The 25,745-nt window shown below is 55.1% G+C and carries 25 protein-coding genes; 16 read left to right on the forward strand and 9 right to left on the reverse strand.

From position 1 onward, the window contains the following. The first annotated feature begins 26 nt into the window (after positions 1 to 26). Positions 27 to 368: a DUF2853 family protein gene (locus ACFIO0_RS17265; RefSeq protein ID WP_390911633.1), complete on the forward strand. Its 342-nt coding sequence runs from the start codon at positions 27 to 29 to the stop codon at positions 366 to 368. Positions 369 to 600: 232 nt separating this feature from the next. On the opposite strand, the gene ACFIO0_RS17270 is transcribed toward ACFIO0_RS17265, so the two are convergent. The 5 genes from ACFIO0_RS17270 to tsaD form a co-directional block, all read right to left on the reverse strand. After that, on the reverse strand, positions 601 to 996 hold the full coding sequence (locus tag ACFIO0_RS17270; protein WP_390911634.1) for a DUF1761 family protein: 396 nt from the start codon (positions 994 to 996) through the stop codon (positions 601 to 603). Positions 997 to 1,075: 79 nt separating this feature from the next. Next, positions 1,076 to 1,495, reverse strand: coding sequence for an EVE domain-containing protein (locus ACFIO0_RS17275; RefSeq protein ID WP_390911635.1), 420 nt, complete (start codon positions 1,493 to 1,495; stop codon positions 1,076 to 1,078). After that, complete coding sequence (locus tag ACFIO0_RS17280; RefSeq protein ID WP_390911636.1) at positions 1,495 to 1,767, reverse strand: YciI family protein; 273 nt, start codon at positions 1,765 to 1,767, stop codon at positions 1,495 to 1,497. Before ACFIO0_RS17280 ends, ACFIO0_RS17275 begins: the two co-directional genes overlap by 1 nt. Before the next feature lies 1 nt (position 1,768). Beyond that, on the reverse strand, positions 1,769 to 2,731 hold the full coding sequence (locus ACFIO0_RS17285) for an NAD(P)H-dependent glycerol-3-phosphate dehydrogenase (protein WP_390911637.1): 963 nt from the start codon (positions 2,729 to 2,731) through the stop codon (positions 1,769 to 1,771). Next, positions 2,728 to 3,825 carry a tRNA (adenosine(37)-N6)-threonylcarbamoyltransferase complex transferase subunit TsaD gene (tsaD, locus tag ACFIO0_RS17290; RefSeq protein WP_390915360.1) on the reverse strand — a complete coding sequence of 366 codons (1,098 nt, stop codon included), beginning with the start codon at positions 3,823 to 3,825 and terminating at the stop codon, positions 2,728 to 2,730. The genes ACFIO0_RS17285 and tsaD overlap by 4 nt, the downstream gene beginning before the upstream one ends. Positions 3,826 to 3,912: 87 nt before the next feature. Between tsaD and ACFIO0_RS17295 the strand changes: the two genes are divergently transcribed. From ACFIO0_RS17295 to ACFIO0_RS17310, 4 genes are all read left to right on the forward strand, one after another. Further along, the gene (locus ACFIO0_RS17295; protein WP_390911638.1) at positions 3,913 to 4,590 is read left to right on the forward strand and encodes a uroporphyrinogen-III synthase; all 678 of its coding nucleotides are present in this window, start codon (positions 3,913 to 3,915) and stop codon (positions 4,588 to 4,590) included. A gap of 71 nt (positions 4,591 to 4,661) precedes the next feature. Next, a complete protein-coding gene (locus ACFIO0_RS17300) occupies positions 4,662 to 5,903 on the forward strand; it encodes a COG4223 family protein (protein ID WP_390911639.1) in 1,242 nt (413 codons plus the stop codon). A gap of 9 nt (positions 5,904 to 5,912) precedes the next feature. Then, positions 5,913 to 7,370: a heme biosynthesis HemY N-terminal domain-containing protein gene (locus tag ACFIO0_RS17305; RefSeq protein ID WP_390911640.1), complete on the forward strand. Its 1,458-nt coding sequence runs from the start codon at positions 5,913 to 5,915 to the stop codon at positions 7,368 to 7,370. A gap of 85 nt (positions 7,371 to 7,455) precedes the next feature. Further along, on the forward strand, positions 7,456 to 8,214 hold the full coding sequence (locus tag ACFIO0_RS17310) for a YHYH protein (protein WP_390911641.1): 759 nt from the start codon (positions 7,456 to 7,458) through the stop codon (positions 8,212 to 8,214). A gap of 74 nt (positions 8,215 to 8,288) precedes the next feature. Here the strand turns inward: ACFIO0_RS17310 and ahcY are convergent, their stop codons facing one another. After that, positions 8,289 to 9,677: an adenosylhomocysteinase gene (gene ahcY / locus ACFIO0_RS17315; RefSeq protein WP_390911642.1), complete on the reverse strand. Its 1,389-nt coding sequence runs from the start codon at positions 9,675 to 9,677 to the stop codon at positions 8,289 to 8,291. Between the two features lie 406 nt (positions 9,678 to 10,083). Between ahcY and ACFIO0_RS17320 the strand changes: the two genes are divergently transcribed. The 3 genes from ACFIO0_RS17320 (at position 10,084) to ACFIO0_RS17330 (ending at position 11,500) form a co-directional block, all read left to right on the forward strand. Then, entirely contained in the window at positions 10,084 to 10,197 is a 114-nt protein-coding gene (locus ACFIO0_RS17320) for a hypothetical protein (RefSeq protein ID WP_390915361.1), read from the forward strand. Between the two features lie 218 nt (positions 10,198 to 10,415). Further along, on the forward strand, positions 10,416 to 11,009 hold the full coding sequence (locus ACFIO0_RS17325; protein WP_390911643.1) for an HD domain-containing protein: 594 nt from the start codon (positions 10,416 to 10,418) through the stop codon (positions 11,007 to 11,009). After that, positions 11,006 to 11,500, forward strand: coding sequence for a GNAT family N-acetyltransferase (locus ACFIO0_RS17330; protein ID WP_390911644.1), 495 nt, complete (start codon positions 11,006 to 11,008; stop codon positions 11,498 to 11,500). The genes ACFIO0_RS17325 and ACFIO0_RS17330 overlap by 4 nt, the downstream gene beginning before the upstream one ends. On the opposite strand, the gene ACFIO0_RS17335 is transcribed toward ACFIO0_RS17330, so the two are convergent. Then, on the reverse strand, positions 11,497 to 12,051 hold the full coding sequence (locus ACFIO0_RS17335; RefSeq protein WP_390911645.1) for an ActR/PrrA/RegA family redox response regulator transcription factor: 555 nt from the start codon (positions 12,049 to 12,051) through the stop codon (positions 11,497 to 11,499). The two genes, ACFIO0_RS17330 and ACFIO0_RS17335, sit on opposite strands and share 4 nt — an antisense overlap. Before the next feature lie 101 nt (positions 12,052 to 12,152). Beyond that, a complete protein-coding gene (locus ACFIO0_RS17340) occupies positions 12,153 to 12,767 on the reverse strand; it encodes an SCO family protein (protein ID WP_390911646.1) in 615 nt (204 codons plus the stop codon). An 88-nt stretch (positions 12,768 to 12,855) separates the two neighbouring features. On the opposite strand from ACFIO0_RS17340, the gene regB reads away from it, so the two are divergent. The 8 genes from regB (at position 12,856) to trxA (ending at position 24,740) form a co-directional block, all read left to right on the forward strand. Then, positions 12,856 to 14,253: a sensor histidine kinase RegB gene (regB, locus tag ACFIO0_RS17345; protein ID WP_390911647.1), complete on the forward strand. Its 1,398-nt coding sequence runs from the start codon at positions 12,856 to 12,858 to the stop codon at positions 14,251 to 14,253. A gap of 98 nt (positions 14,254 to 14,351) precedes the next feature. After that, on the forward strand, positions 14,352 to 15,884 hold the full coding sequence (locus tag ACFIO0_RS17350) for a PAS-domain containing protein (protein WP_390911648.1): 1,533 nt from the start codon (positions 14,352 to 14,354) through the stop codon (positions 15,882 to 15,884). A gap of 47 nt (positions 15,885 to 15,931) precedes the next feature. After that, a complete protein-coding gene (gene tsaE, locus ACFIO0_RS17355; RefSeq protein WP_390911649.1) occupies positions 15,932 to 16,408 on the forward strand; it encodes a tRNA (adenosine(37)-N6)-threonylcarbamoyltransferase complex ATPase subunit type 1 TsaE in 477 nt (158 codons plus the stop codon). Beyond that, positions 16,401 to 17,411 carry a phosphotransferase gene (locus tag ACFIO0_RS17360; RefSeq protein WP_390911650.1) on the forward strand — a complete coding sequence of 337 codons (1,011 nt, stop codon included), beginning with the start codon at positions 16,401 to 16,403 and terminating at the stop codon, positions 17,409 to 17,411. Before tsaE ends, ACFIO0_RS17360 begins: the two co-directional genes overlap by 8 nt. Beyond that, a complete protein-coding gene (locus tag ACFIO0_RS17365; protein WP_390911651.1) occupies positions 17,387 to 18,070 on the forward strand; it encodes an NTP transferase domain-containing protein in 684 nt (227 codons plus the stop codon). The genes ACFIO0_RS17360 and ACFIO0_RS17365 overlap by 25 nt, the downstream gene beginning before the upstream one ends. Next, positions 18,063 to 21,020 carry a double-strand break repair protein AddB gene (gene addB / locus ACFIO0_RS17370; protein WP_390911652.1) on the forward strand — a complete coding sequence of 986 codons (2,958 nt, stop codon included), beginning with the start codon at positions 18,063 to 18,065 and terminating at the stop codon, positions 21,018 to 21,020. Before ACFIO0_RS17365 ends, addB begins: the two co-directional genes overlap by 8 nt. Continuing rightward, on the forward strand, positions 21,017 to 24,364 hold the full coding sequence (gene addA, locus ACFIO0_RS17375) for a double-strand break repair helicase AddA (RefSeq protein ID WP_390911653.1): 3,348 nt from the start codon (positions 21,017 to 21,019) through the stop codon (positions 24,362 to 24,364). The genes addB and addA overlap by 4 nt, the downstream gene beginning before the upstream one ends. A gap of 55 nt (positions 24,365 to 24,419) precedes the next feature. Next, positions 24,420 to 24,740 (forward strand): thioredoxin, encoded by a 321-nt coding sequence (trxA, locus tag ACFIO0_RS17380; RefSeq protein WP_390911654.1) that lies wholly within the window; start codon positions 24,420 to 24,422, stop codon positions 24,738 to 24,740. Between the two features lie 48 nt (positions 24,741 to 24,788). On the opposite strand, the gene ACFIO0_RS17385 is transcribed toward trxA, so the two are convergent. Further along, entirely contained in the window at positions 24,789 to 25,676 is an 888-nt protein-coding gene (locus tag ACFIO0_RS17385; RefSeq protein ID WP_390911655.1) for a hypothetical protein, read from the reverse strand. Positions 25,677 to 25,745 lie beyond the last annotated feature (69 nt).

Raw genomic sequence — 25,745 nt, forward strand, 5'->3', positions numbered from 1 at the left:
GTCAAGTCCAAGGTGGGAGAATTTCAATGGGCAAACGTGACGACTTAATCGCGCAATATGCAGACGATCTGAAAAACAAATGCGGCATGACACCAGACATGGATCTGCTGACAAAAGTAACAATTGGCTGCGGCCCTGCGATCTACAATGCAGACGCGTCCACGGTCGCGGCATCACAACCTGCCGAGCTGGAAACAGTCAAAGAAAACTTTCTCAAGAAAAAGCTGGGTCTGGCCGACGGTCCTGCGCTGAAGGAAGCAATCGACAAAGCAATGGAAACCTATGGCCGTTCAGAGCGCAACAAATACCGCGCCGTGGTTTATTACATGCTGACCAAGCACTTTGGCAAAGAATCCGTTTACGGCTAAGCCTTTGACATTGAATGATTAAGGCTCGCTTTTTTAGGCGGGCCTTTTTCTTTTGAACTTCATTTTACAGACTATTACTTTGCGTTTTTGCCTAACCAAGTGTAGTTGTTCAGCAACGGCTAGTATGGCCAGAACCAATTTCCAAGAACGCGTGTCGGGTAGTGTAGCACGCGGGGTGAGTGAGGGGTTCTGGCGCAAGCCAGAGCCCTTTTTCGTTCCAGTGACATCGCTGCTAGAACAGCGTCAAAACCGCACCCATCACTGCGCAACCGATGGTCGCGTAACCGCCGTTGATCAACGTCAACGCGCGCGGTTTTCCTTCAAATCCGTTAAAGGTCGCGATCCACGGCGTCACCAAAAACAGCCCAATCCCAAGACCCGACACCAAGCCTTTGCCAAATGTATCAATGCCGCTTAGCGAAAAAACATGCCGCATCATTCCGGCCACCAGCACAGCAGCGACGAAACTTGTGATGTAGGGGATCGGATCAGACCTGTTTTCCGGCTGCCCATCTTCGCCAACGGCGACACCCGACGCGGCCATCCAAGGCTTGGCCAGCGACATGTACCAAATCGCCCCGAAAATAAAATTCGCCACTGCAGCAGCAAGCACGCTAATAAAACCCATATTGTCCCTCCTTGTTGGTCTGTTTTCAGACCGGTGGATCAACATTGCCCCAAAAGCAGGCATTCTCCAAATTCTGAATTCAGGGTTCGATCCCGGCAAGCCCGCAGACAATGCCCCATTCAGGTTCAGTGACGGGTTGCACAGACAATCGAGAATTCCGCACAAGTATCATATCATCTAATCGCCCATCGGATTTGATCATATCCAAAGTGACTGGCGTTTTCACAGGGCGGATCGCTCTGATATCGACGCATTCCCAACGTTCATCGTCGGTGGTGCTGTCTTGGTGCGCGGTAGCGATCACTTCGATCACGCCGACGACTGCTTTTTCAGTTTGAGAATGATAAAAGAACCCAAGGTCGCCCACGGCCATCTCGCGCATAAAATTGCGCGCTTGGTAGTTGCGTACGCCGTCCCATTCCTCGCCAATATCGCCTTTGGCGACTTGGTCGTTCCAGCCCCACGTCGCGGGTTCAGATTTGAAAAGCCAATACGCCATCAGCCGATAACCTTGTTCCATGCCATCAATTTAGCGGACTGAAACAGGCCTGCTTTGCCATACGGATCACCGGCCATCCACGCCTCAGCTGCGGCCATATCCGGTAAATCCAGAATGATCAGCGATCCGCACATGTCACCTGCGTCATTCAGAAACGGACCCGCTTGCACGACAGCGTCTGTGCTTTTCAGATAGGCAACGTGAGCATCGCGATTGGCTTTGCGCACATCCAGCGCACCTTCTTTGTCGTAGGCCATCAGGGCAATCAACATATCATTCTTCCTTTAAGGGTCGGGACAAAAGGGCAACCATCGCAGCCCTGACATCCATTGTTTTATCCAAAATTGCAGCGATCGTCACGGTTATCGGCAGATCAATATTTTGCGCAATTGCGACATCTCGCAATGCACGTGCCGTCGCCGCGCCTTCGACCGTGATCCGGTCATCGAATTCCTGACCTGCGCCCAGCGCCAGCCCCAATTGATAATTGCGCGACTGGTTCGACGTGCAGGTCAACGTCAAATCCCCAAAACCAGACAGGCCCACAAGGGTTGCTGGCAATCCACCGCGCACCTGGGCAAGCCGTGTCATTTCGGCAAATCCTCGGGTCATCAAAGCAGCCCGGGCGCTTTCGCCCAGACCCGCACCCATCGCCACGCCACACGCAATCGCAATCACGTTTTTGAACGCCCCACCAAGCGCCGCGCCGGTCGTGTCTGTTGTTCGATACAGACGCAACGCTGGCGTCGATATCGCTTGTTGCAGTGCCTCGCCGACATCCTCATCCGCGCAGGCCAGCGTCAAAGCGGTCGGTAACCCTTTGGCAATATCAGCTGCAAAACTTGGGCCGGTCAGGATCGCCGATTGGGCATCAGGCACGTGTTTAGCAATCGTTTCGACAGGTCCCAAACCGCTGGATTGATCGACACCCTTGCAACACGCAACCAGTGTCTTTGACGACAAAATTTGACGATGCGATTGTACGAAACCAGCCAGCTTTTGCATCGGCACAGCAAGCAATATTACGTTGTTACGACACGCCAACTTCAGGTCATCCGTAACCGTCAATTGCGTCGGAAACAAAGCATCCGGCAGCCGTTTGGCGTTTTGCCGCGATGCCTGCATTTCCGCGACATGCGCAGCGTCACGCCCCCACAAAACGACATCTGTTTCGCGTGAAATCGCGATAGCAAGTGCTGTGCCAAATGCGCCTGCACCCAAGACGGAAATGCTCATGCTTTTGCGCCCTTTTTGCCGCTGCCCAACATTGACGGGCTAACACTGTCCAGCGGCCAGCGCGGGCGGGCAGACAACGTCATGTCATCGGGCGCGCGTTCAGTCATTTGGGCCAACGCGGCGTAGGCAATCATCGCGGCGTTGTCGGTGCACAGCGCCAAAGGAGGTGCCACAAATTCTGCTTCAAACTCGTGGCACACAGTTTCCAGCCCGCTCCGGATCGTCATATTTGCCGCGACGCCACCAGCAACACAAAGGGTTGGCGCGATTGGATCAAGCGCTAAATATTCGGTCATGGCGCGGCGGCTTTTCTCGGCGAGCACATCCGAAACAGCGGCTTGAAAACTGGCAGCCAAATCAGATTGATCCTGAACGCCAAGCCCGCCTTTTTCGGCAATGACCGTGTCGCGTGTCCGCAGCACGGCTGTCTTCAAACCGGAAAACGACATATCGCACCCCGCCCGATCCAACAACGGACGCGGCAGTTTGAACCGCTTGGGATCACCCTGTTTGGCGGCCCGTTCAATCATCGGCCCACCTGGCTGCGGCAGGCCAATCAGGCGCGCAACTTTGTCGAACGCTTCGCCCGGGGCATCGTCAATCGTGCCGCCCAAACGCCGAAAATCTTGTGGGCCTGTAGCGATCAAAAACTGGCAATGCCCGCCAGACACCAGCAGCATCAGGTAGGGGAATTCGACGTTGTCCGTCAGACGCGGCGTCAATGCGTGACCCGCCAAGTGGTTCACGCCGTAAATCGGTTTGCCCGTCGCCACCGACAGCCCCTTGGCCAGCATCACACCAGACACAACGCCGCCGATCAATCCGGGGCCCGCCGTCACGGCAATCGCATCGATGTCGGACATGTTCAATTTTGCCTCAGCCAAGGCCTGGATCACGCTGACGTCCAGTTTTTCAACATGCGCGCGCGCGGCGATTTCGGGCACAACACCGCCAAAGGCCGCGTGCAATTCGGTTTGACCAACCACGATCGACGACAAAACCTGCGCCACGCCACCGGGCACACCACGCACCACGGCCGCTGCCGTATCATCGCAACTGCTTTCGATGCCCAAAATGTTCTGCTGCTTTGGCAAGACCTGCTCCATTGCGCGAAACCTTACTCCGAGGTAACACCCTAGACCGTGGCAAACAATGCAAAGCACCTGCAGATTTCTCTGCTTTTGACGCGGCCCCAGCGCGGGTCGGACGCCTTTTGGAAGGCGTTGCCTGCGGATGCCCAAGCCAAGCTACAGCTTTTGATCGCGCCCTTGATCCGGATCGAACCGATTTCCGTTGATCTGCCGAACATTCGTGACGTGATTTTCACCTCTGCAAATGGCCCGCTTTGTGGACCACAGGGGACCGGTCAGATCGCCTATTGTGTCGGTGCGCAAACAACGCAATCGGCGCAGGACGCCGGTTGGGATGCCCGCCATATCGGAAATACAGCGAACGATCTGGTCGAACGCCTTGTTCAGTCACCGCCAATTGGCCCCCTGACCCATCTGTGTGGCACGCACACACGCGGCAATGTCGCGGCCCGATTGACCGCTGCCGGGATCAAAACGACAGAGATCACGATCTACGATCAAGCCCTGCAACCGCTTTCGGACCCGGCAAACGCTGTCCTTGGCAGGGAAAACCCCATCATCCTTCCCCTTTTTTCGCCGCGCACCGCACGTCAGTTTGCACAGCAATACAAAGGGGCGGCGACATTGCACATCATCGCGCTAAGTGAAGCGGTATCTACAGAAGTCGCCGGATTGAACGCGGCCTCGTTGCATGTTTGCGCAGATCCGTCGCGTAAGATGATGCTTGATGCGGTTCAAAACGTCACAGCAAGCATTCCCTTGGGTTGAGAGCAATCAAGCGCCCGCGTAGAGTAAAATTTGTAGCACCAAGTTCGATTTAGAATCGGGAAGGTAGAAGAGTGGCCAAGAAGTCAGTCAAAAAAGCCAGCAAGGCGGATACGGACCTGTCCGACACCCTTGTGCTTGGCGATGATACGGTAAATCTGGATGCGGACATTGCGCAAGACAGCGTCACCCCGGAGGCAGATGTAATCGAGGCCGAATTGATCGCCGATGACACGCTGACTGCGGATGCGGATGCGGATGCGGATGCGGATGCGGATGCGGATGCGGATGCGGATGCGGATGCGGATGCGGATGCGGATGCGGATGCGGATGAAGTCGCAGACACGACCGCCCCCGTGACGCAAGCGCCTGAAACCCAACCTACTCGTATTTGGCCGCTACTCTTGGGTGGTATCGCTGCTGCGATCTTTGGTTTTCTGGCTGCCCGTGCCGATTTGATCGACAATTTTTTACCGCCAAGCATGCGCGCTGGCGCTGAACAAACCGCTTTGGCTGACGGCCTTAAGACAGCCAATTCGCAAATCGCGCGTCTAAAGGGTGATCTTCAGACTCTTGATGCAAAGATCGAAAGTCAGCCCGCGCCTGATACGACGTTGATCAACGAATTGCAGGCTGTCATCGCAACGCAAAGCGACCGAATTGCTGCGCTGGAAAAACGCCCCGCAGGAACAACAACCGGGTCTGGTGCAAACTACGACGCAGAATTTGCTGAACTTCAGGCGACTGCGGCAGCGCAACAGGCCGAAATTGACAAGCTATTATCCGACGCGCGCCTTGTGGAAAAATCAACCGAGGACGCGGCAAACAGCACACTGGCACGCGCCGCCGCCACGCGCATTATTGCTGCCATCGAAAGCGGTGCGCCGTTTGATGCAGCGCTGGGTGATCTTGAGGGAACAGGCGTTGTCGACATTCCTGAGGCTTTGACTGATGCCGCTGCCGACGGGGTGGCCCCATTGTCTGCGTTGCAGGCCGATATTCCCGATGTTGCCCGTGCCGCTCTTGCTGCCAGCCGCGCCTCTGGCGATGAAACAGCCGGTGGATTTAGCGGCTTCTTGAAACGGTCCCTCGGTGCGCGGTCGACCGAACCACGTGCGGGTTCAGACCCTGACGCAGTTTTGTCACGTATCGAGGATGCGGCGCGAAATGGTCGGCTTACCGACGCCGTCGCCGAAGCGGAAACTTTGCCACCCGAAGGTCAGGCCGCGATGGCCGACTGGGTGGATCGCGCCCGCACCCGTCAGTCTGTTATGTCCGCGTCAGAAGCCCTGATGCAACGCCTCGCCGCGAACTAAGGAAATATTATGCTTTGGTCTCTAGTTAAAATCTGTCTGTTTGTTTGTGTCGTTGCGGCGGCTGCGTTTGGGGCCAGCTATTTGCTCGAATCCAATGGCGGTGTGCGGCTAGAGGTGGCAGGCACCGAGTACAACTTTGGCCCGCTTGAATCGGTCATTGCGCTGGTCGTTTTGCTGGTTGCAGTCTGGGTTTTGCTAAAAGTGCTGTCCTTGTTGGTCGCAGTTTGGAAGTTTTTGAACGGCGATGAAACGGCATTGTCCCGCTATTTTGAACGCAATCGTCAGGCCAAAGGCTACGACGCATTGTCCCAAGGGATGATGGCGTTGGCGTCAGGCGAAGGGCGTCAGGCAATGGCAAAAGCGGCAAAAGCCGAGAAGTATTTGAACAAACCAGAACTGACAGATTTGCTAACGGCGCAAGCTGCCGAGATGTCTGGCGACCGTCGCAAGGCCGAAGAAACCTATCGCAAACTGGTCGCCAATGACGCCACTCGGTTTGTTGGCGTTCGTGGAATCATGAAACAAAAGCTGGCAGACGGTGATACAGACATGGCGCTAAAGCTGGCGGAAAAAGCGTTTGCTTTGAAGCCCCGTCACGAGGATACCCAAGACGTTTTGCTAAAGCTGCAGGCCCAATCCGAAGACTGGTCGGGCGCACGCGAAACGCTGAATGCCAAACTCAAACACGGTTCTTTGCCGCGCGATGTACACAAGCGTCGCGATGCGGTTTTGGCATTGTCCGAAGCCCGCAAAATCTTTGATGCCGATCAAACAATTGAGGCTCGCGAGGCAGCGATTGAAGCCAACCGTCTGTCCCCTGATCTGATCCCCGCAGCCGTCATGGCCGCGCACGGATACGTCGAACAGGGCCAGAACAAATACGCGACCCGTGTGATCAAAAAGGCGTGGGACGCGCAACCGCATCCCGATCTCGCCGCTGCCTTTGTTGCGATTGAACCGAATGAGGACGCCAAGGCGCGCCTGAAGCGATTTACTGCGCTGACCAAAGGCCAAGCAGATCACCCCGAATCCAAAATGCTGATGACGGAAATGCACCTCGCGAACGAAGATTTCCCGGCAGCGCGCCGCGCCCTTGGCAATCTGTTTGAAACCGACCCTACAGCCCGCACCGCAACCTTGATGGCAGCGATTGAACGCGGCGAAGGGGCCGAGGACACGGTTGTCAAAGGCTGGCTCGCACGTGCGCTGTCTCTGCCGCGCGGTCCGCAGTGGATTTGCGAAAACTGTCAGCACATTCATGCGGACTGGGCCCCGATGTGCACTAACTGCAACAGCTTTGATACGCTGTCCTGGAAGACCCCGCCTCAGTCCGAAGTCGCCATGCCCGGTGGTCTGCAAATGCTGCCATTAATCGTTGGATCAGCGCAGGGTGACAGCACAGACATGGTCGTTGTCGAGGATGCAGAAATCATCGAAGTTGACGATTCCACAGACGCGACAGCCTAGGGCAACTCGACGCCTGCCACGGCGCAAACGACGGAAATGGCGCGTAAGCCCGTTCAACAAAGGTACAAACTTTTGGAGAATAACTATGTCGCGCCACTTTTTTACAGCTTTGTTACTGGTGTCCTTGCCCGTCGCAGCCACAGCACATGAAAACGTCTCAAAGGTAACTCAGAATTCTGACCTGACCTGCATCTCGTCGAACGGGGCACCCAACCACGACATGGGCAAGTTCCCGAACAGAGCGAACCCAAATGCCTTTCGCGAACAGGCGCTAAAGTTTTGTTTTCCAAACGATCCTCAGCAATCAAACACTGTCACGACAGGCTTGATGACCGTTGGCGTATCGTTGACCGGCGTGCCGTTCCGTCCTTTTACAGCAGGGTATTACGACCCGAACGGACGACGCGGTTTTAGCCATGATCCGTCCAGCGGTTGGCGCCAGCAAGCCATGCACGAACCACGCAGGTTGGGAATGGATGACCAAAATGCGCATGTCGATAAATCTGGCCTGTACCACTATCACGGCGTTTCGTCAGACTACGTGGCCTCGCTGAGCGGAACATTGATCGGGTATGCGCCAGATGGATTTGAAATCCACTACAGCCCCAGCGCGGCCACCTCGTCTTGGCGCCTAAAGGCTGGCACACGACCCACAGATCCATTGGGCGCGTATGACGGAACATTCGAAGAAGACTTTGAATACAAAGCCGGATCAGGCACGCTCGACGAATGCAACGGCAGGTTGGTTGACGGCGAATACCGCTACTTTGCGACCGACAGCTATCCGTATTTTCCACGTTGTTTCAAAGGCGTTGTGAACCCGCAATTCATGACCCGCGGCTAGGGTTTTCCCGTTCAAAAACGAATAAGGCCGCCCGGATTTCTCGGGGCGGCCTTGGTCAATTATCTTTTAGCCGATTAGTAACGGTAGTGCTCTGGCTTGAACGGGCCATCTGGTGAAACGCCGATGTAGGCCGCTTGTTCTGCGTCCAGTTTCGACAGCTTCACGCCGATACGATCCAAGTGCAGGCGTGCAACTTTTTCGTCCAGATGCTTGGGCAAGATGTAAACGCCAGGCTGGTATTCGTCGCCTTTTGTGAACAATTCGATCTGCGCCAGAACCTGATTGGTAAAGGATGCGGACATCACGAATGACGGGTGACCTGTCGCGTTGCCAAGGTTCAGCAAACGTCCCTCGGACAGCAGGATCAAGCGGTTGCCGTTTGGCATCTCGATCATGTCGACCTGTTCTTTGATGTTGGTCCATTTGTGGTTCTTCAGCGACGCCACTTGGATTTCGTTATCAAAGTGACCAATGTTGCCAACGATCGCCATGTCTTTCATTTGACGCATGTGCTCGATGCGGATCACGTCTTTGTTGCCGGTGGTCGTGATAAAGATATCGGCCGTTTCCAGCGCGTCCTCAAGCAGAACAACCTCGAAACCGTCCATCGCGGCTTGCAATGCGCAGATCGGGTCAACTTCGGTGACTTTCACACGTGCGCCCGCGCCGGATAGGGATGCAGCAGATCCTTTGCCAACATCGCCGTAACCCATGACAACCGCAACTTTGCCGGCCATCATCGTGTCTGTCGCGCGGCGGATACCGTCAACGAGTGACTCTTTGCAGCCGTATTTGTTGTCGAACTTGGATTTCGTGACCGAGTCATTGACGTTGATCGCAGGGAAAGGCAGTTGGCCTTTTTTGTGCAGATCGTACAAGCGGTGAACGCCTGTTGTGGTTTCTTCGGAGACACCCAAAATCGCTTCGCGTGTTTTCGTGAACCAGCCTGGGGATTCTTTCATGCGCTTGGCGATTTGTACTTTGATCGCTTCTTCTTCTTCGGACTGTGGCACGGCCAAAATCTCTTCACCGGCTTCGGCGCGGGCACCCAACAAAATGTACAGCGTCGCATCGCCACCATCGTCGAGGATCATGTTTGCGCCCTCAGGGAACATGAAGGATTTGTCGAGGTAATCCCAATGCTCTGTCAAAGACTGACCTTTGATCGCGAACACTGGTGTGCCGCCAGCTGCGATTGCGGATGCCGCGTGATCTTGGGTCGAGAAAATGTTGCAAGATGCCCAGCGCACGTCGGCACCAAGTTCAACCAGCGTTTCGATCAAAACCGCAGTTTGGATGGTCATGTGCAGCGATCCAACGATGCGCGCGCCTGTCAGTGGTTTGCTTTCGCCGAATTCGGCGCGGCACGCCATCAGGCCCGGCATTTCAGTTTCGGCGATGTCCAGTTCCTTGCGACCGAACTCGGCAAGGGTGATGTCTTTTACAATGTAGTCGTTGGCCATGTGGATGCTCCTCAAATAGCGTTGCGCGTCACTAGCCCGTTTCGTCACAAATCTCAATGCGTGTGTGTCCTGTGGCTTGATGCAGATGTGCCGCGGCACGCAACACGCAAAGGTTGCTGCAAATCAGCCCCGCTTGCTCATCAATAAGCCTCATTTGAGTAGGATTAGATTAAAAAGGGAACTAATGGGGGGCAAATGGCATGGGCGCGTTACTGGCAGAAAACAAATGCGGCAGATATTCTGTTCCCGAAATTCTAGATCATCGACCGGCTGTCCGATTGGTTACGGCTGGTGATGTTTACGAACCTAAAACCATCCGCTTCATGGCTGAAAACGCTGGTGACGGCGATATTATCCATGCCAGAACATTCTTTGGTGATTTTTTTACGTCGAAAAAGTCGCATCCATTCGCTTGGATGACATCGTGCCGATGGATCGCAAAGTGTCGATCTTGCAACTGGACGTCGAAGGGCACGAACGCGCTGCCCTGTTAGGGGCACGGGGTATCATCGACAAATGAAAACCCATCCTAATTCTAGAGGAATTCAAGCGCCCGCGTTGGATTCGCCGTCACTTTGGGCAACATGGATACCGCTTGGTTGGCCAGCTGCATGGCAATCGGGTATTCGCAACGACGGATGTTAAACTTCGGTAAATTTCTAAAGGTGCGCAGCTTTTCGGGTTTTCACACCGCCTGTCTCGTGGAACAACTAAGACTTGTTTCAAAAGGTGCGCACTATGGCTACTCCTCCCCGTGCATGGCAGCGGATGCTGTCCGGTCGCAGGCTTGATCTGCTGGACCCGACGCCAGTTGATATCGAAATCGAAGACATCGCCCACGGTCTTGCCTTTGTGGCGCGTTGGAACGGTCAAACCCACGGTGATTTCGCCTATTCGGTCGCTGAACATTCACTGCTGGTCGAAACCCTGTATGGACGGATCGCGCCCAAGGCTCCGACAAAATGGTTGATGGCTGCATTGCTGCATGACGCCCCTGAATATGTGATCGGTGATATGATTTCGCCGGTCAAAGCCGCTGTGGGTCCGGGTTACGGTGCCTTGGATGATCGACTGACCGCCGCGATCCACATTCGATTTGGACTGCCTGCCGCAATTCCTGTCGCGATCAAAAAGCAGATCAAAAAGGCCGACAAAATCAGCGCGTGGATGGAGGCGACACAAATCGCTGGCTTCACCGAAACCGAGGCGACCAAATTCTTTGGCAAACCAGACACTGCAATCATGGCCGGTCTGGCAATCGTCCTGCGCACGCCAGTTGAAACCCGCAACGCGTTCACCAACCGCCATGCCCAGTTATTGGAAAAAATGTGACCAAATCCCCGCTCCATATTCGCCGCGCCGGCGCGCTTGACTGTCGTGCCTTGGCCGCGTTGCTAAACGAAATCATCGCCATTGGTGGCACAACGGCAAAGGTCGAACTGGTCACTGGTGATCAACTTTCGACGTGGATGGAACGCGAACACGCCGTCTGGCATTTGGCCGAAGACGACACCGGAAAATTATTGGGGTTTCAATACATCCAACCGCACAAAGACATTCCCCACGATTCCACCGATATCGCGACATTTACGCGCGTTGGGCAAACCGGTTTGGGGATTGGATCGGCCTTGTTCGCCGCCACGCGCAAGGCCGCCTTGGAAATGGGATATGTGACAATCGATGCGGTCATTCGCGCCGATAACGAAGGTGGGCTCGCCTATTACCAAAGCCGCGGGTTCGAAACGATCAAGCTGCTTAAGGACGAAAAGCTGTCCAACGGCCAAGTTGTCGACAGGGTTTGGAAGCGGTGTTCACTGCGCTAACGCGGTGAACGTTTCGCCAAAATCCGCTGCAAAGTCCGACGGTGCATGTTCAGGCGACGCGCCGTTTCCGACACGTTGCGGTCGCACAATTCGTACACCCGCTGAATGTGTTCCCAACGCACGCGGTCCGCGCTCATCGGATTTTCCGGGGGTGGCGGCAGATCGTCACCCGTCGCCAGCAACGCGTTGGTAATGTCGGTCGCGTCGGCGGGTTTTGACAAATAATCCGTCGCACCGATTTTGACCGCTGCCACGGCTGTTGCGATTGCGCCGTAGCCTGTCAGCACAACCACCCGGGATTCAGGGCGTTTTTCGCGCAGCACTTCGACCACGTCCAAACCGTTGCCATCCTCTAACCTTAGATCAACGACGGCATACGCGGGCGGGCGGGCCGTGGCGATTGCACGACCACCGGCAACGGATCCGGCGGTTTCAACTTCGAACCCGCGCTTTTCCATCGCTTTGGCCAAACGGCGTAAAAATGGTTCGTCATCATCGACCAAAAGCAGCGAACGATCTTCGCCAATCTCGTGTTGCGTTGGCTCTGCCATAGGTCTTCTCCGGTCCAGAATTTGTTCTGACGACTATGTAGCGCGCGGCGGCCTGCGTCAATTTATCCGATCAGAGGCAGATGGTCACAGCAACCAAAGGCTTAGGCGTTGTCGACAAAACAGCCGATCTGCTTGGCCATTTGTTCTGGCGTCACGTCGCGGCGGAAAAATTCGACAAAACCTACTTCGGGCAACACCAAATAACTGAACGTGGAATGATCAACGAGATAGTAATCCGACCCGTCATCATGCGGCTGATAGTAGGTGCGATAGGCTTGGCTTGCTGCTTTGACCTGCTCTGGCGATCCGGTCAGCCCAACCATTTTTTCATGCATGTTGAATGCGAAATCACCGACGACTTCGGGTGTGTCGCGTTTGGGATCAATCGAGATAAAGACCGGCGTGACCGACTGCCCTGCCTCGGCGAGCAAATCAACGGCTTCGGCATTGCGCGAGACATCGAACGGGCAAACGTCAGGGCAAAACGTGTAGCCAAAATAAATCAACGACGGTTCGGTGATCACGTCGGCTTGGGTCACTGTTGCGCCTTTGGCGTTGAGCAACTCGAACGGTCCGCCAATTGCGCCCCCACCGGCCACCGAACTGGTGCGGCATTGCGCGAACGGATCGCCGTTAGAATTCTGAGACATGTACCAGGTTCCACCAACAACGGCGGCGACAGCAACGGCGGCAACAGGTGCGATAATGCGGATCATTTGTTTCCCTCTCGAATGGCTGTAGGTTCATCTTGGGCGCATTGGTATCAGCAGCGCCAACAAGCGCAATGAACGAATTGGTGAAGCAATGGCGAATTCAGATCTGAACATGTTCACCGGACAGCAAAGATCCAACTGGATAAGGCTGCGCACGATGATCCTGCTGCGTTGGGTCGCGATAGTGGGACAATTAACCGCAATCACTGTGGCCCAGCGGATGTATGATTTGCAGCTGGAACTGGGGCTTTGCTATCTGGTGGTAGGGTTGTCGGTGATCGGCAATCTGGTGGCGATTTTTGTGTTTCCGGAAAACAAACGGCTGTCGGAAACCGAGAACCTAGCGATGGTTTTATTCGATCTGCTGCAATTGGGCGCGCTGCTGTATCTGACGGGCGGATTGCACAATCCGTTTGCGTTGCTGCTGCTCGGGCCTGTAACTGTGTCCGCCGCGGTTTTGACCACGGCGTCCACTGTTTTGGTTGGGGCAACGGCAATTATTTTGGTGACGATTCTGTCGCAATTCCATGAACCGTTGCGCACCGTTCAAGGCTTTCATCTGCGCATTCCTGAACTGTTTGTGTTTGGAAATTGGCTGGCGTTGGTGATCGCGATCATGTTCATCGGGGCCTATTCACGGCGGGTCACGTCGGAAATGCATTCGATGTCGGACGCGCTGTCAGCAACGCAAATGGCGCTGTCTCGTGAACAGAAATTGACCGATTTGGGGGGCGTGGTTGCGGCCGCAGCACACGAACTTGGCACACCTTTGGCGACAATCAAACTGGTCAGCGCAGAGCTGATGGACGAACTGTCAGACAATCCGGACTTGTACGAGGACGCCGCCCTGATCCGCGAACAAGCCGACCGTTGCCGGGACATTTTGCGCGACATGGGGCGGGCCGGCAAAGACGATCTTCACCTGCGCCAAGCGCCTTTGATGGCTGTCGTGACCGAAGCCGCCGAACCGCATGCGCACCGCGGCAAATTCGTGCATTATTCGCACGATCCAGACGCGGGCAGCGAATTGAACCAACCCGCGATTTTGCGCAAACCCGAGATCATTCACGGCCTGCGCAACCTCGTGCAAAACGCCGTCGATTTTTCAAACGCCAACGTCTGGGTAGAAACCGATTGGAGTGCCGAAACCATCTCGATCCGTATCATTGACGACGGTCTTGGTTTTCCACCGTCTTTGATCGGGCGCATCGGGGACCCGTTTATGCGAAAACGGCGCAGCACATCAGACAATCAACAACGCCCGGAATACGAGGGCATGGGGCTGGGATTGTTCATCGCGAAAACTTTGCTTGAACGGTCCGGCGCAGAGCTGAAATTCGCCAACGGGCCTGAAATTACGATCCCCAATGACGCGCAAACCAAAAAAGTCGGTGCCATCGTCGAGGTTGTCTGGCCAAGAGACGCCATCGATGCGCGCCACGGATCCAATGCTGTGCCGATCGGACTGAACCAACATATCACCAACTAACTGATTGTTAATATTTTCGCCGCCACGCCGCATGTATTAACGACACATTAACTTTTGCAACCGAAGGTATAAAAAACGCTGTCACGAAGGATCAGCATATGACGTTTCAAGACATCATTCTGGTGATTTGTGTATCTGGTGTGACTGCGGTCGCCGGGCTTTTGTTTGTGGCCTGGATGCCTGTGCGATCCGCGCAATCTGCCCCACAACCCATAACGGCCGACATTTCGCTGTTGTTTCGGGGCCCTGATCTGGAACATGCATCGAATACAGCACGGTTTATTCTGGCTCAGAATTCTGGCGAAACAGACTGGATTAGCCTGTACCGCAGTTTTGGCGCACGCTTTCCCGCCCTGCCGCGCGATCCCGTGACGGACAGTGATGGGTCCATGATCCTTGCCGCGCAAGACATCCAAGACACTGCGGTTCTCAAAATCGATCGCGTTAACGAATGCACACATGTGCAAGTCGTCGATCCTGACGCCTTGGGGTTGGATGATCACCACCGTGTAAAGTCGCTCGAGGCTGAACTGCAAACGCTACGGTTGGCCAGTTCAACCGCACCCCACCCCACATGGCAAGCGGACGAGGACGGCAACGTCAAATGGTGCAATGACGCCTACAAAGCCCTGTACAAAGACGTCCACGGATCGGAACCGGATTCAAAAAATCCGTTGCTCAAGTCCTTTACAGAAAAGCTGGATGACAAAGGCCAGTCGCGCGCCTCTTTGAAGGTCGATGACGAACGTCCGTTGCTGTGGTTTGATGTCAGTTCAATGCGTGTGGATGACGGCACGATGTTTCACGCCATCGATATTAACGCCGTGATCCGCGCCGAAATTGCCCAGCGTAATTTCGTGCAAACGTTGGCGAAAACCTTTGCGCAGCTTTCGACCGGATTGGCGATTTTTGATCGCAACGGCCAGTTGGCTTTGTTCAATCCTGCACTGGTCGATCTGACATCTTTGCCCGCGGATTTCTTATCCGCCCGACCAGATTTGTCGTCCTTTTTCGATCGCTTGCGCGACAATCGGGTCATGCCTGAACCCAAGAATTACCGGTCTTGGCGCCAAGAAATTTCTGACGTCATCAGCGCCGCCACTGATGGTCGATATCAAGAAACATGGTCGTTGGAATCTGGTCAAACTTACCGTGTGTCTGGTCGCCCGCACCCCGACGGGGCCATCGCGTTTTTGATCGAAGACATCAGTGCCGAAATGTTGTTAACCCGAAATTTCCGCGCCGAGCTAGAGCTAAGCCAATCGTTGATGGACACGTTTGACGACGCGTTGGTCGTATTTTCGTCTGCAGGGCTTTTGCAATTCTGCAACACTTCTTACCGCGAGATGTGGAAACTGGACCCCGAAAACAGCTTTGCAGAAGTGACAATTATCGACACGATCAAAGATTGGCAAAAACAGTGTCACCCCAACCCCGCGTGGGGCGAGGTTCGCGATTTTATTATGAACTTTGAAGAGCGCGCACCGTGGGACGCAACCATCGAACACAATCAGCACAGCGAACTGCGCTGCCATGTTGACCCTATCGTTTCAGGTGCCACGCTGATCCGGTTTTCGCGGATGCGCCAGACACAAACCTCGGCCAAAAAGCTGACAAATATGGCAGGCTGAACCGCATTCCACTTGCGGGCAGCGCCACCCCGCGCCACCATGCCTGAATGGCAGCCAACACCTTGATAATTGATCTACCTTCCGTTGATGCAACGGCAGATTTTGCCATTCAAATCGGTGCCAAGCTGACGATGGGCGATACCCTATTGCTTGCTGGTGACGTCGGTGCTGGCAAAACCTTTTTTGCACGCGCTTTGATCACGTCTTTGTTGATCGAGGCAGAAGACATTCCTTCGCCAACTTTTACATTAGTTCAAACCTACGACACCCGATCCGGCCCCCTGTGGCATACGGATTTGTACCGGTTGTCGTCGTACTACGAGATCGAGGAATTGGGGTTGGTGGACGCCATGATCGATGCCATATGCCTGATTGAATGGCCCGACAGATTGGGCGAATACACCCCACAAAACGCACTGAATATTGCACTGTCCGCGGGTACATCCGATGATGCGCGCAGTATGGTTGTCAGTTGGACAGACCCACGATGGAACGACGCGATGAAAGACTGGCAAAATGACTGACCGACAAAACGCTTCGAACGACTTTATTGCCGGTGCAGGTTGGCAAGACGCCCAGCGCCAAACGGTTGCGGGGGATGCCAGCAATCGCCGCTATGATCGACTGACAAAACCGAACGGCGACACGATTATCCTGATGGATGCGCCACGTGAAAGGGGCGAGGATGTGCGCCCATTTGTACAAATCGCAAACCATCTGCGTGCGATTGGTCTTAGCGCGCCAGAGATCCTGGCCACCGACGCTGAACGCGGGTTTTTGTTGATTGAGGATTTAGGCGACGACCTATTTGCCCATGTTTTACAACAAGATGCCAGCCTCGAGCGCCCGTTGTACACTGCCGCAGTAGACGTGCTGACGCATTTGCATGGCGCGCCTTGTCTCGACCTGAAACCGTATGATGCAGATGTCATGACCGAAATGGCGGCATTGGCGTATGTTTGGTATGCGCGCGGAAAAACCCCCGAAACAACAGCACGATTCACTGCTGCATTTCACAACCTGATTGCGCCGTTGGATCAGGCCGCGCGCGTTCTGATCCAACGTGATTACCATGCGGAAAACCTGCTTTGGCTGCCTTTGCGCAGTGGTGTCGCACGTGTTGGTTTACTGGATTTCCAAGACGCAATGTCCGGTCATCCTGCCTATGACCTGGTGTCGGTTTTGCAGGACGCGCGCCGCGATGTAAGCGCAAATATCGAAACCGAAATGAAGGCGCATTACGTCGCCCAGAACGGTTTGAATGCGGATGATTTTGAACGCGCATACGCCATCCTTGGGCTGCAGAGAAACCTGCGCATTCTCGGGGTGTTTGCGCGCCTGTGCATGCGTGACGGCAAGGCGCATTACGTCGATCTGATCCCTCGGGTTTGGGGGCACATCCAAACCAATTTGCGGCACCCCGCATTGACCGGTATCGCCACGATCATCAACGCTGATCTACCGCCGCCCACCCCTGTTTTTCTGGAGCATTTGAAATCCCAATGCGCAACACTCCCACATCCGTGATGCTGTTTGCTGCGGGCTTTGGCACGCGGATGAAACACCTGACCGCCCATCAACCAAAGCCATTGGTGCACGTCGCCGGGCGCCCATTGATCGATCATGCCTTGGATTATGCGTATGCGATTGAACCCAAAACAATTCTCGCGAACCTCCATTATTTGCCGCACATGCTACAGACGCATTTGGCCGACACAAACGTGCGCACGATTACCGAAAGCCCCGACATTCTCGAGACCGGCGGCGGATTGCGAAATGCACTGCCGATCTTGGGCAATGGCCCGGTTGTGACGATGAACACCGACGCGATTTGGTCCGGACCCAATCCGGTCAAACTGGCGCTGGAGGCATGGCAGCCTGACACGATGGACGCGCTGTTGGTCTGCATCCCTGTCGATCAAACCGTCGGATACAACGGCAACGGCGATTTTTCTATTTCGCCTGATGGCCAGATCAACCGTGGCCACGGTTTGGTTTATGGCGGCGTGCAAATCATCAAAACGGATCGCCTTGCCGCAGTTCCTGAACAGGCGTTTTCGCTGAACGTGATTTGGGATCAAATGTTGGCGGACGATCGACTGTTTGGCCTGCCCTACCCCGGCCGATGGTGCGATGTTGGTCATCCCGGCGGCATCGCCCAAGCCGAAGAGTTGCTAAATGTTTGATCCCTCACTGATCCCACGCGTGTTTGGAATCGCCCCCGGTATCGATTTTCCGCGGGCTTTGGCCGAGGGTCTCGGCACTAAAATGCACGGCAAACCACCCGCAGACATGGCGCGGATCGAGGTCATCGTGAACACGCGGCGCATGGCCCGTCGTATGCGTGATTTGTTCGACGCAGGCCCCGCGCTTTTGCTGCCGCGCATCCGCGTTTTGTCCGAATTAGAAGGGTTATCGGACACCCTGACCGTTGCCCAACCTGCCCCGCCGTTGCGGCGTCGGCTTGAACTGATCCAACTGGTCGCTGATCTGCTGGACAAACAACCGGACCTTGCGCCACGCGCTTCGCTTTATGATCTGGCAGATAGCCTTGCCGCGTTGCTCGACGAAATGCAGGGCGAAGGCGTGCCAGCAAGCGCTGTCGAAAATCTGGATGTGACCGATCAATCGGGGCATTGGGAACGTGCCAAAACCTTTATCAATATTGCCCAAACCTACGTTGGTTTGTCCCAAGACAACCCAGATGCAGAGGCGCGCCAACGTCTGATCGTCGATGGGCTGATCGCGCAGTGGGACCAAAACCCACCGCAGCATCCGATTATTTTGGCCGGCTCAACAGGATCACGCGGCACCACAATGTTGCTGATGCAGGCGATCGCGAAACTGCCACAAGGCGCTGTGGTTTTGCCCGGTTTCGATTTCGATATGAAAGACACGGCATGGCACAGCCTGAGTGACGAAATGTTGTCCGAAGATCACCCGCAATACCGGTTTTACAAGCTTATGCGCGCGTTGGATTTGCTAAGGCCTGACGTCAAGGAATGGGACGCGCACACGGCACCTGCCCCATCCCGGAACAAACTGGTGTCGCTGGCCTTGCGTCCTGCGCCGGTCACCGATGCATGGTTAACCGAGGGGCCAAGTTTGCAAGACATCCCCGCCGGACTAAAAGACGTAACGCTGGTTCAGGCCGAAACACCGCGAGACGAGGCGTTGGCCATTGCGATGCGTTTGCGCAAGGCGGCCGAAGACGGGCAATCCGCGGCCTTGATCACACCCGACAGAATGTTGTCACGCCAAGTTTCCGCCGCTTTGGATCGCTGGGATATTTTGCCTGACGACAGTGCCGGTGCGCCGCTGCATCTGTCGCCTCCGGGTCGGTTTTTGCGTCACATCGCGGGGCTGTTCACTCGCAAGCTCGATACCGAAGCACTGCTAACCTTGCTGAAACACCCCCTCACCCACAGCGCCGAAGATCGCGGAACGCACCAGTTGAACACGCAGCGACTGGAACTGCGCGCCCGCCGCGAAGGTTTGCCATACCCGACTCCGGACGGGATCGACCGGATCGCGTCACTTGCCGCCACCAAGTTGGAAAAGCCCGACGCGTTTACGGATTGGGCCGCTTGGGTAGGTCAAACATTGTGTGCGCACCACGATACTCAGGACCGCAGTTTGACAGATTGGGTCGCCGCACACATGCACTTGGCCGAGGCCGTCGCGACCGGTCAAACAGGCTCTGATACAGGGGAATTGTGGAAAAAAGGCGCAGGACAAGAGGCGCTGCTTGTCATGCAAAACCTGTCTGACAACGCAGAATACGGTGGCGACATGTCCGCGTCGGATTACAGCGACCTTGTCGGTGCGTTGCTGTCAGCAGGCGAAGTCCGCGACCGCGATGCCCCCCACCCGAACGTCATGATTTGGGGAACGCTAGAGGCGCGCGTCCAAGGAGCCGATCTGGTGATCCTTGGCGGTTTGAACGAAGGCACGTGGCCCGAAGCGCCAAAACCAGATCCGTGGTTGAACCGCTCAATGCGCAACGCCGCCGGTTTACTGCTGCCCGAGCGCCGCATCGGTCTGTCCGCCCATGATTTCCAACAAGCGATTGCAGCGCCAGAGGTTTGGATCACGCGATCTGTGCGCTCGGATGATGCCGAAACCGTGCCGTCACGCTGGCTAAACCGTTTGCAAAACTTGCTGAATGGCTTGCCTGAACAAGGCGGCAAAACCGCCCTAGAAGATATGGTCAAACGTGGTGATCAATGGCTGGCGATGGCCCACGCGCTAGAAGAACCAACACCTGTTGCGCGTGCCTATCGCCCCTCGCCGCGCCCGCCTTTGTCTGCGCGCCCGCACGCATTATCAGTGACAGAAATCAAACGTCTGATCCGCGATCCTTACGCGGTTTACGCCAAACATGCGCTGCGCCTGCGACCGCTCAACGCGATCTCGCCTTCGCCCGACGCACCCATGCGCGGCATCTTGATCCACTCGGTGATGGAGCAGTTCGTAAAGGACGTGCACGACGATCCATCGTTGCTGAATGCGACCCACTTGATGGCTATCGCTGAGCAGATTTTGACCGCCGAAGTCCCCTGGCCCGCGGCGCGCACATTATGGTTATCACGCCTGTCCCGCGTCACCGATTGGTTCGTCGAACGCGAAATGACACGTCGCAAAAATGGCACGCCAATCGCGCTCGAGAAAAAGGCCAAAGGCGTGATGGACATGCCTGATCTTGGCTTTACCCTGACCGGTTACGCGGATCGGATCGATCAAACCAGCGCGCACAGCGTTTCGGTTTATGACTACAAAACCGGTGCCCCGCCCAGCGCCAAAGAACAGGCCCGTTTTGACAAACAACTGCTGATCGAAGCGGCGATGCTAGAGCGCGGCGATTTCAAACACGTAGGCGCAAAATCTGTGGACGAGGCCGTGTTCATCGGGCTGGGCAGTAATCCGGTCGAAGTGCGCGCGCCGCTGGACAAAGAACCGCCAGCCAAGGTTCTGGACGAATTGGCGCAACTCATCCGCTCCTACTTGTCCGAAGATCAGGGGTTCACCGCCCAGCGCGTTCCAAAGTCAGAGCGTGAAACCGGCGACTACGATCAGCTGGCCCGTTTTGGCGAGTGGGATGGCACAGATGCCCCCGTGCCGGAGGATCTGAAATGAGCATCATCAACGAAGCAACACGCCGACAAATGGACGCCGCTCACCCCGGAACATCCACGTGGTTGGCCGCCAATGCTGGCTCTGGCAAAACCCGTGTTTTGACCGACCGCGTCGCGCGATTATTGCTGGAAGGCGTGCAACCGCAACACATCCTGTGCCTGACCTACACCAAAGCTGCCGCATCCGAGATGCAGAACCGGTTGTTCAAGCGTTTGGGTGATTGGGCGATGCTGCCTGATGATAAATTGCGCTCGGAATTAACAGACTTGGGTGTCGAACGCACCGCAGATGCGCGTCAATTGACAGATGCGCGCACGCTGTTTGCCCGCGCGATTGAAACCCCGGGTGGTCTGAAAATCCAAACGATCCACTCGTTTTGTGCGGCCCTTTTACGACGCTTCCCGCTTGAGGCAAAAGTTAGCCCGCAGTTCAGCGAAATCGAAGATCGCGCGGCAGACATGTTGCGCGCCGAAATTGTGGACGAGATGGCAGGCGGGGCAGAGGCGCATTTGGTCGCCAACTTGGCAAAACAATACACAGGCGAAGATTTTCTGCGGTTGACCCAAGAAATTGTCGGGCAGCGCGGCGCGTTCAATCACCCGCTTAGCTGGGCTGAATGTCTCGCGTTGTTCGATCAACCGGCCGATGCCAGCAGTGACAAAATCATGTCCAATGCCTTCGCTGGCGGCGAACTACAGCTGATCAACGAACTGATCCCACGCCTGATTGCGAAAGGTGGAAATGACGCCAAAGCAGGTGAAAAACTAAAGCTGATCCGCGCGTTGGATCTTAGCGCACTGCCGCTTTTGGAAGCTGTGTTCCTGACCGGTGCAAAGGCAAAAGACCCGTTTTCCGCCAAGTTAGGGTCGTTTCCCACCAAAGCGACCCAAGACGTTGTCGCACATTTGATGCCCCAGCTTGAGGCATTCATGCTGCGGATCGAAGATGTGCGTGAATCCCGACTGGCCTTGATGTCGGCGCACCGCACGCAAGTTCTGCACGCTTTTGCATTTGCTTTTATCGGACATTACGAGCGTGCAAAACTGGTGCGCGGATGGCTGGATTTCGACGACCTGATCCTCAAGGCACGACAGCTGCTGAACGACGATAAAGTTGCGGCTTGGGTCTTGTTCCGCATCGATGGCGGCATCGATCACATTCTGGTCGACGAAGCCCAAGACACCAGCCCAGATCAGTGGGACGTCGTGCGCCGGTTGGCCGAAGAGTTTTCAAGCGGCGAGGGTGCGCGCGCCGATACATTGCGGACCTTGTTCGTGGTTGGCGACAAAAAACAATCCATCTATTCGTTCCAAGGCGCAGATCCACGCGAATTTGACCGAATGCAGGCTGAATTCAAAGCCAAGTTTGATGATGCCGGCGCTGGCTTTCAAGAAACCACACTTGATTATTCATTCCGATCGTCTGCGGCAATTTTGCGATTGGTGGATCAAACATTCGACAATCGCATTCAGGCCGGATTTGCCAAAGACAGCCAGCACGTCGCATTCAAATCCGATTTGCCGGGTCGCGTTGACCTGTGGCCCGTTGTTGAAAAGGTCGAAGACGAGGACGACCGTGTTTGGTATGACCCTGTTGATCGACGCAGCTCGAAACACCATTCCGTTGTTCTTGCGGATCAAATCGCCAAGTCAATTCAGACCCTAATCAGAGATAAACACACAATTCCGGTTGATGGGGACGCGAACGGCACGTTCAACAAACGACCCATTCGTGCAGGTGATTTCCTGATTTTGGTGCAACGGCGTTCCGCGCTATTTTCTGAAATAATTCGTGCCTGTAAGGCGCATGATCTGCCAATTGCCGGCGCGGATCGCCTTAAGGTCGGCGCGGAATTGGCTGTTCGTGACCTTGGCGCATTGCTGTCGTTTCTGGCGACACCTGACGACAGTTTGTCGCTCGCCACTGCGCTAAAATCGCCGCTATTTGGTTGGAGCGAACAACAGCTTTTCGACACTGCCCATCGCCGCACCCAAGAACATCTTTGGCCAAATATCCGCAGCAGGCCTGACGATTTCCCCGACACGTTCCCGACGTTGCGCGATCTACGCGACAATGTTGATTTTCTGCGACCCTTTGACTTGATTGAACGCATTCTAACCCGACACGACGGGCGCCGGAAATTGCTAGGGCGTTTAGGAACCGAAGCACAGGACGGGATCGACGCGTTGCTGTCTCAGGCTCTGGCGTACGAACGCACTGCGGTGCCCAGTTTGACCGGTTTTCTAGTTTGGATGAAGACCGACGATCTGGATATCAAACGCCAGATCGACAGCGCCTCGGACCAAATTCGGGTGATGACGGTGCATGGCGCAAAGGGGCTAGAAGCCCCAATCGTGATCCTGCCCGACACTGGAAAACGCGACAATCCAGTGCGCGGTGACATGATCGAAATCGGTGATGTCCCCGTCTGGAAAGCGAAAGAAGCAGACACACCCGCGCGCATGAAAACTGCGATTGAAGACAAGAAAGAGTCGCAGCTGAATGAACGGATGCGATTGCTCTATGTGGCTCTAACACGAGCAGAAAAGTGGTTAATCGTTGCTGGTGCCGGTGACATGGGCAAGACGTCAGAGGATTCTTGGTACAGCACTATTCAGGCGGCGATGGTGCACAGCAACGCCACTGATACTCCGTTTCCTGTTGTTGGTCAGGTCAAACGATTGACCCATGCGGATTGGGATGCGCCCACCTTGGTTTCCGCCAAATCCGTGCAAAAGCAAACCGCTAATCTAAATCCATTGTTCACCCGCGCAGCACCACCGCCAATGGCCAAACAGCAAACACTGTCGCCATCGAAAATGGAGGGCACCAAAGCGCTGCCTGGCCCTGCGGCGCTAGACGAAGACACCGCCAAGGCCTACGGAACTTTGGTGCACTGGCATCTGGAACATCCAAACGCCCAAGCGCCTGCGTCGTCAGCCTTGCCAGATGCGCTGGTAGCACAAGCCACAGCGGAGGCGCGTGCGACGTTAGATGCCGCAAATCTCGCTCATGTTTTCGCAAGGGACACGCTGGCAGAAGTTTCAATAACCGCACCTTTGGGCACGCATCGTTTGCACGGCACAATTGACCGGTTGATCATCACGCCAACCACAATCACGGCCATCGATTTCAAATCCAACGCCGTCGTTCCAACCAATCCGAACTTGTGTCCGAACGGGATTCTGCGACAAATGGGGGCCTATTTGATCGCACTACAGGCCGTCTATCCGGACCACAAAATCGAAACAGGTATCGTTTGGACAAAAGAACAGTCGCTGATGATGCTGCCACACGATCTTGTGTTTGATGCCCTTAAATCATCGCCATATCTTGACGTTTAACCGCGTCGTCCATAGGTTCAACACCTGAAATAAACACCCCTCGAGGAGAAGCCAAATGGCAACCGTTGCTGTCTCGGACGCACAGTTCGACGCCGAAGTGAAACAATCCGACATCCCCGTTGTGGTGGATTTCTGGGCCGAATGGTGCGGTCCTTGCAAACAGATCGGCCCAGCCCTCGAAGAGCTGTCCGCCGAGATGGAAGGCAAAGTGAAAATCGTCAAAATCAACGTTGACGAAAACCCGAATGCACCTGCCCAAATGGGCGTGCGCGGCATTCCAGCCTTGTTCATCTTTAAAGGCGGAGAAGTCGTGGCCAACATGGCCGGCGCAAAACCCAAAGCTGCGCTCAAAAGCTGGATCGAAGATTCAGTCTAAGTTGACTTAAAACTATTCGAAAAAGGCGTCGCTTCGGTGGCGTCTTTTTTATTCAATCCAGCCAAATGCCCGCAAACGATCCGTGATTTTTTCCTCAGCCGACGGATGGCCGGCATTAATGCTTTGATTTTGCCAAAACCACCAAATGTAACGGGCATAGTCCGGGCGATGGTTGGCAATTTGCCCAAAATCAGACAGCTGCATGCCATCCAATGCGATGTGATGGAAATCGATCTTACCAAACAGAACGGCAGGCTTTCCGTAAAAATAACCATTGAATGCCGCACTGGAATTTTGGGTCACAACACAGGCACATTTTGGCAGCAGGTCAATCATCTGACCCGTTCGCAATTCCAACTGGCTATGTCGTTGTTCCAACCGCGCCATCGTGTTTTGTTCTGATTGTAAATACTCTTCTTTTGGGTGGAACGTCGCGATAATTTTGCGGTCAGGCAAGGCAGCCATCACACGTTCGATCATCTCGATCGGGGAACAACTTTGAAACGATCGATGCTGTGTAAGCTTGCCTTGCAAAGGCACGTAAACGAACCCGTCATCGTCGCAGTCGCCCTGCAAATCATACAACCTTTTACGCCAGAAATTGTAAAAACGGTTCGCTTCTTTTTCATCGATTTGCACAGGGTCAAACTGTGCCTGAGCCACCCGCCAATCCCATCGTTTATCCGTTTGGTCGATCTGCCAAAACGGGTAATGATAAACGCGGCGAAAGGTCAGGCCATGTCCTGTTTCGGGCACCTTCATGTGGGTCAACGCGTACCCGCCAGTCCCACGATCTGACATCTTGTGAAACGCGACATCAAAGCCGTGCACACGCAAAACATCTGCGACTTTGTTAATGAAATTATGCTGACCTGATTGCGCACTTTCACGCAGCCTGTCTTCGAGAAAAAATCGTACTGTCTTTGGCGTGCTCATAACGCGACGCTATGTCGTTCAAGGGCCCGCAACAAGCCCGTTGCACTTGTGTCGCATCACGCCCAGCGC

Source organism: Pseudosulfitobacter sp. SM2401 (assembly GCF_042932805.1).
GTDB lineage: Bacteria > Pseudomonadota > Alphaproteobacteria > Rhodobacterales > Rhodobacteraceae > Ascidiaceihabitans.

What these genes read in the sequence shown, in the direction of transcription:
- ACFIO0_RS17335 (WP_390911645.1), bottom strand. Translation starts at nt 12,051, where the DNA reads ATGGCAGAGCCAACGCAACACGAGATTGGCGAAGATCGTTCGCTGCTT.
- ACFIO0_RS17305 (WP_390911640.1), top strand. Translation starts at nt 5,913, where the DNA reads ATGCTTTGGTCTCTAGTTAAAATCTGTCTGTTTGTTTGTGTCGTTGCG.
- ACFIO0_RS17365 (WP_390911651.1), top strand. Translation starts at nt 17,387, where the DNA reads ATGCGCAACACTCCCACATCCGTGATGCTGTTTGCTGCGGGCTTTGGC.
- ACFIO0_RS17280 (WP_390911636.1), bottom strand. Translation starts at nt 1,767, where the DNA reads ATGTTGATTGCCCTGATGGCCTACGACAAAGAAGGTGCGCTGGATGTG.
- ahcY (WP_390911642.1), bottom strand. Translation starts at nt 9,677, where the DNA reads ATGGCCAACGACTACATTGTAAAAGACATCACCCTTGCCGAGTTCGGT.
- ACFIO0_RS17350 (WP_390911648.1), top strand. Translation starts at nt 14,352, where the DNA reads ATGACGTTTCAAGACATCATTCTGGTGATTTGTGTATCTGGTGTGACT.
- trxA (WP_390911654.1), top strand. Translation starts at nt 24,420, where the DNA reads ATGGCAACCGTTGCTGTCTCGGACGCACAGTTCGACGCCGAAGTGAAA.
- ACFIO0_RS17310 (WP_390911641.1), top strand. Translation starts at nt 7,456, where the DNA reads ATGTCGCGCCACTTTTTTACAGCTTTGTTACTGGTGTCCTTGCCCGTC.
- ACFIO0_RS17360 (WP_390911650.1), top strand. Translation starts at nt 16,401, where the DNA reads ATGACTGACCGACAAAACGCTTCGAACGACTTTATTGCCGGTGCAGGT.
- tsaE (WP_390911649.1), top strand. Translation starts at nt 15,932, where the DNA reads ATGGCAGCCAACACCTTGATAATTGATCTACCTTCCGTTGATGCAACG.
- addB (WP_390911652.1), top strand. Translation starts at nt 18,063, where the DNA reads ATGTTTGATCCCTCACTGATCCCACGCGTGTTTGGAATCGCCCCCGGT.
- ACFIO0_RS17275 (WP_390911635.1), bottom strand. Translation starts at nt 1,495, where the DNA reads ATGGCGTATTGGCTTTTCAAATCTGAACCCGCGACGTGGGGCTGGAAC.
- ACFIO0_RS17285 (WP_390911637.1), bottom strand. Translation starts at nt 2,731, where the DNA reads ATGAGCATTTCCGTCTTGGGTGCAGGCGCATTTGGCACAGCACTTGCT.
- ACFIO0_RS17340 (WP_390911646.1), bottom strand. Translation starts at nt 12,767, where the DNA reads ATGATCCGCATTATCGCACCTGTTGCCGCCGTTGCTGTCGCCGCCGTT.
- ACFIO0_RS17270 (WP_390911634.1), bottom strand. Translation starts at nt 996, where the DNA reads ATGGGTTTTATTAGCGTGCTTGCTGCTGCAGTGGCGAATTTTATTTTC.
- ACFIO0_RS17325 (WP_390911643.1), top strand. Translation starts at nt 10,416, where the DNA reads ATGGCTACTCCTCCCCGTGCATGGCAGCGGATGCTGTCCGGTCGCAGG.
- ACFIO0_RS17385 (WP_390911655.1), bottom strand. Translation starts at nt 25,676, where the DNA reads ATGAGCACGCCAAAGACAGTACGATTTTTTCTCGAAGACAGGCTGCGT.
- ACFIO0_RS17265 (WP_390911633.1), top strand. Translation starts at nt 27, where the DNA reads ATGGGCAAACGTGACGACTTAATCGCGCAATATGCAGACGATCTGAAA.
- regB (WP_390911647.1), top strand. Translation starts at nt 12,856, where the DNA reads ATGGCGAATTCAGATCTGAACATGTTCACCGGACAGCAAAGATCCAAC.
- addA (WP_390911653.1), top strand. Translation starts at nt 21,017, where the DNA reads ATGAGCATCATCAACGAAGCAACACGCCGACAAATGGACGCCGCTCAC.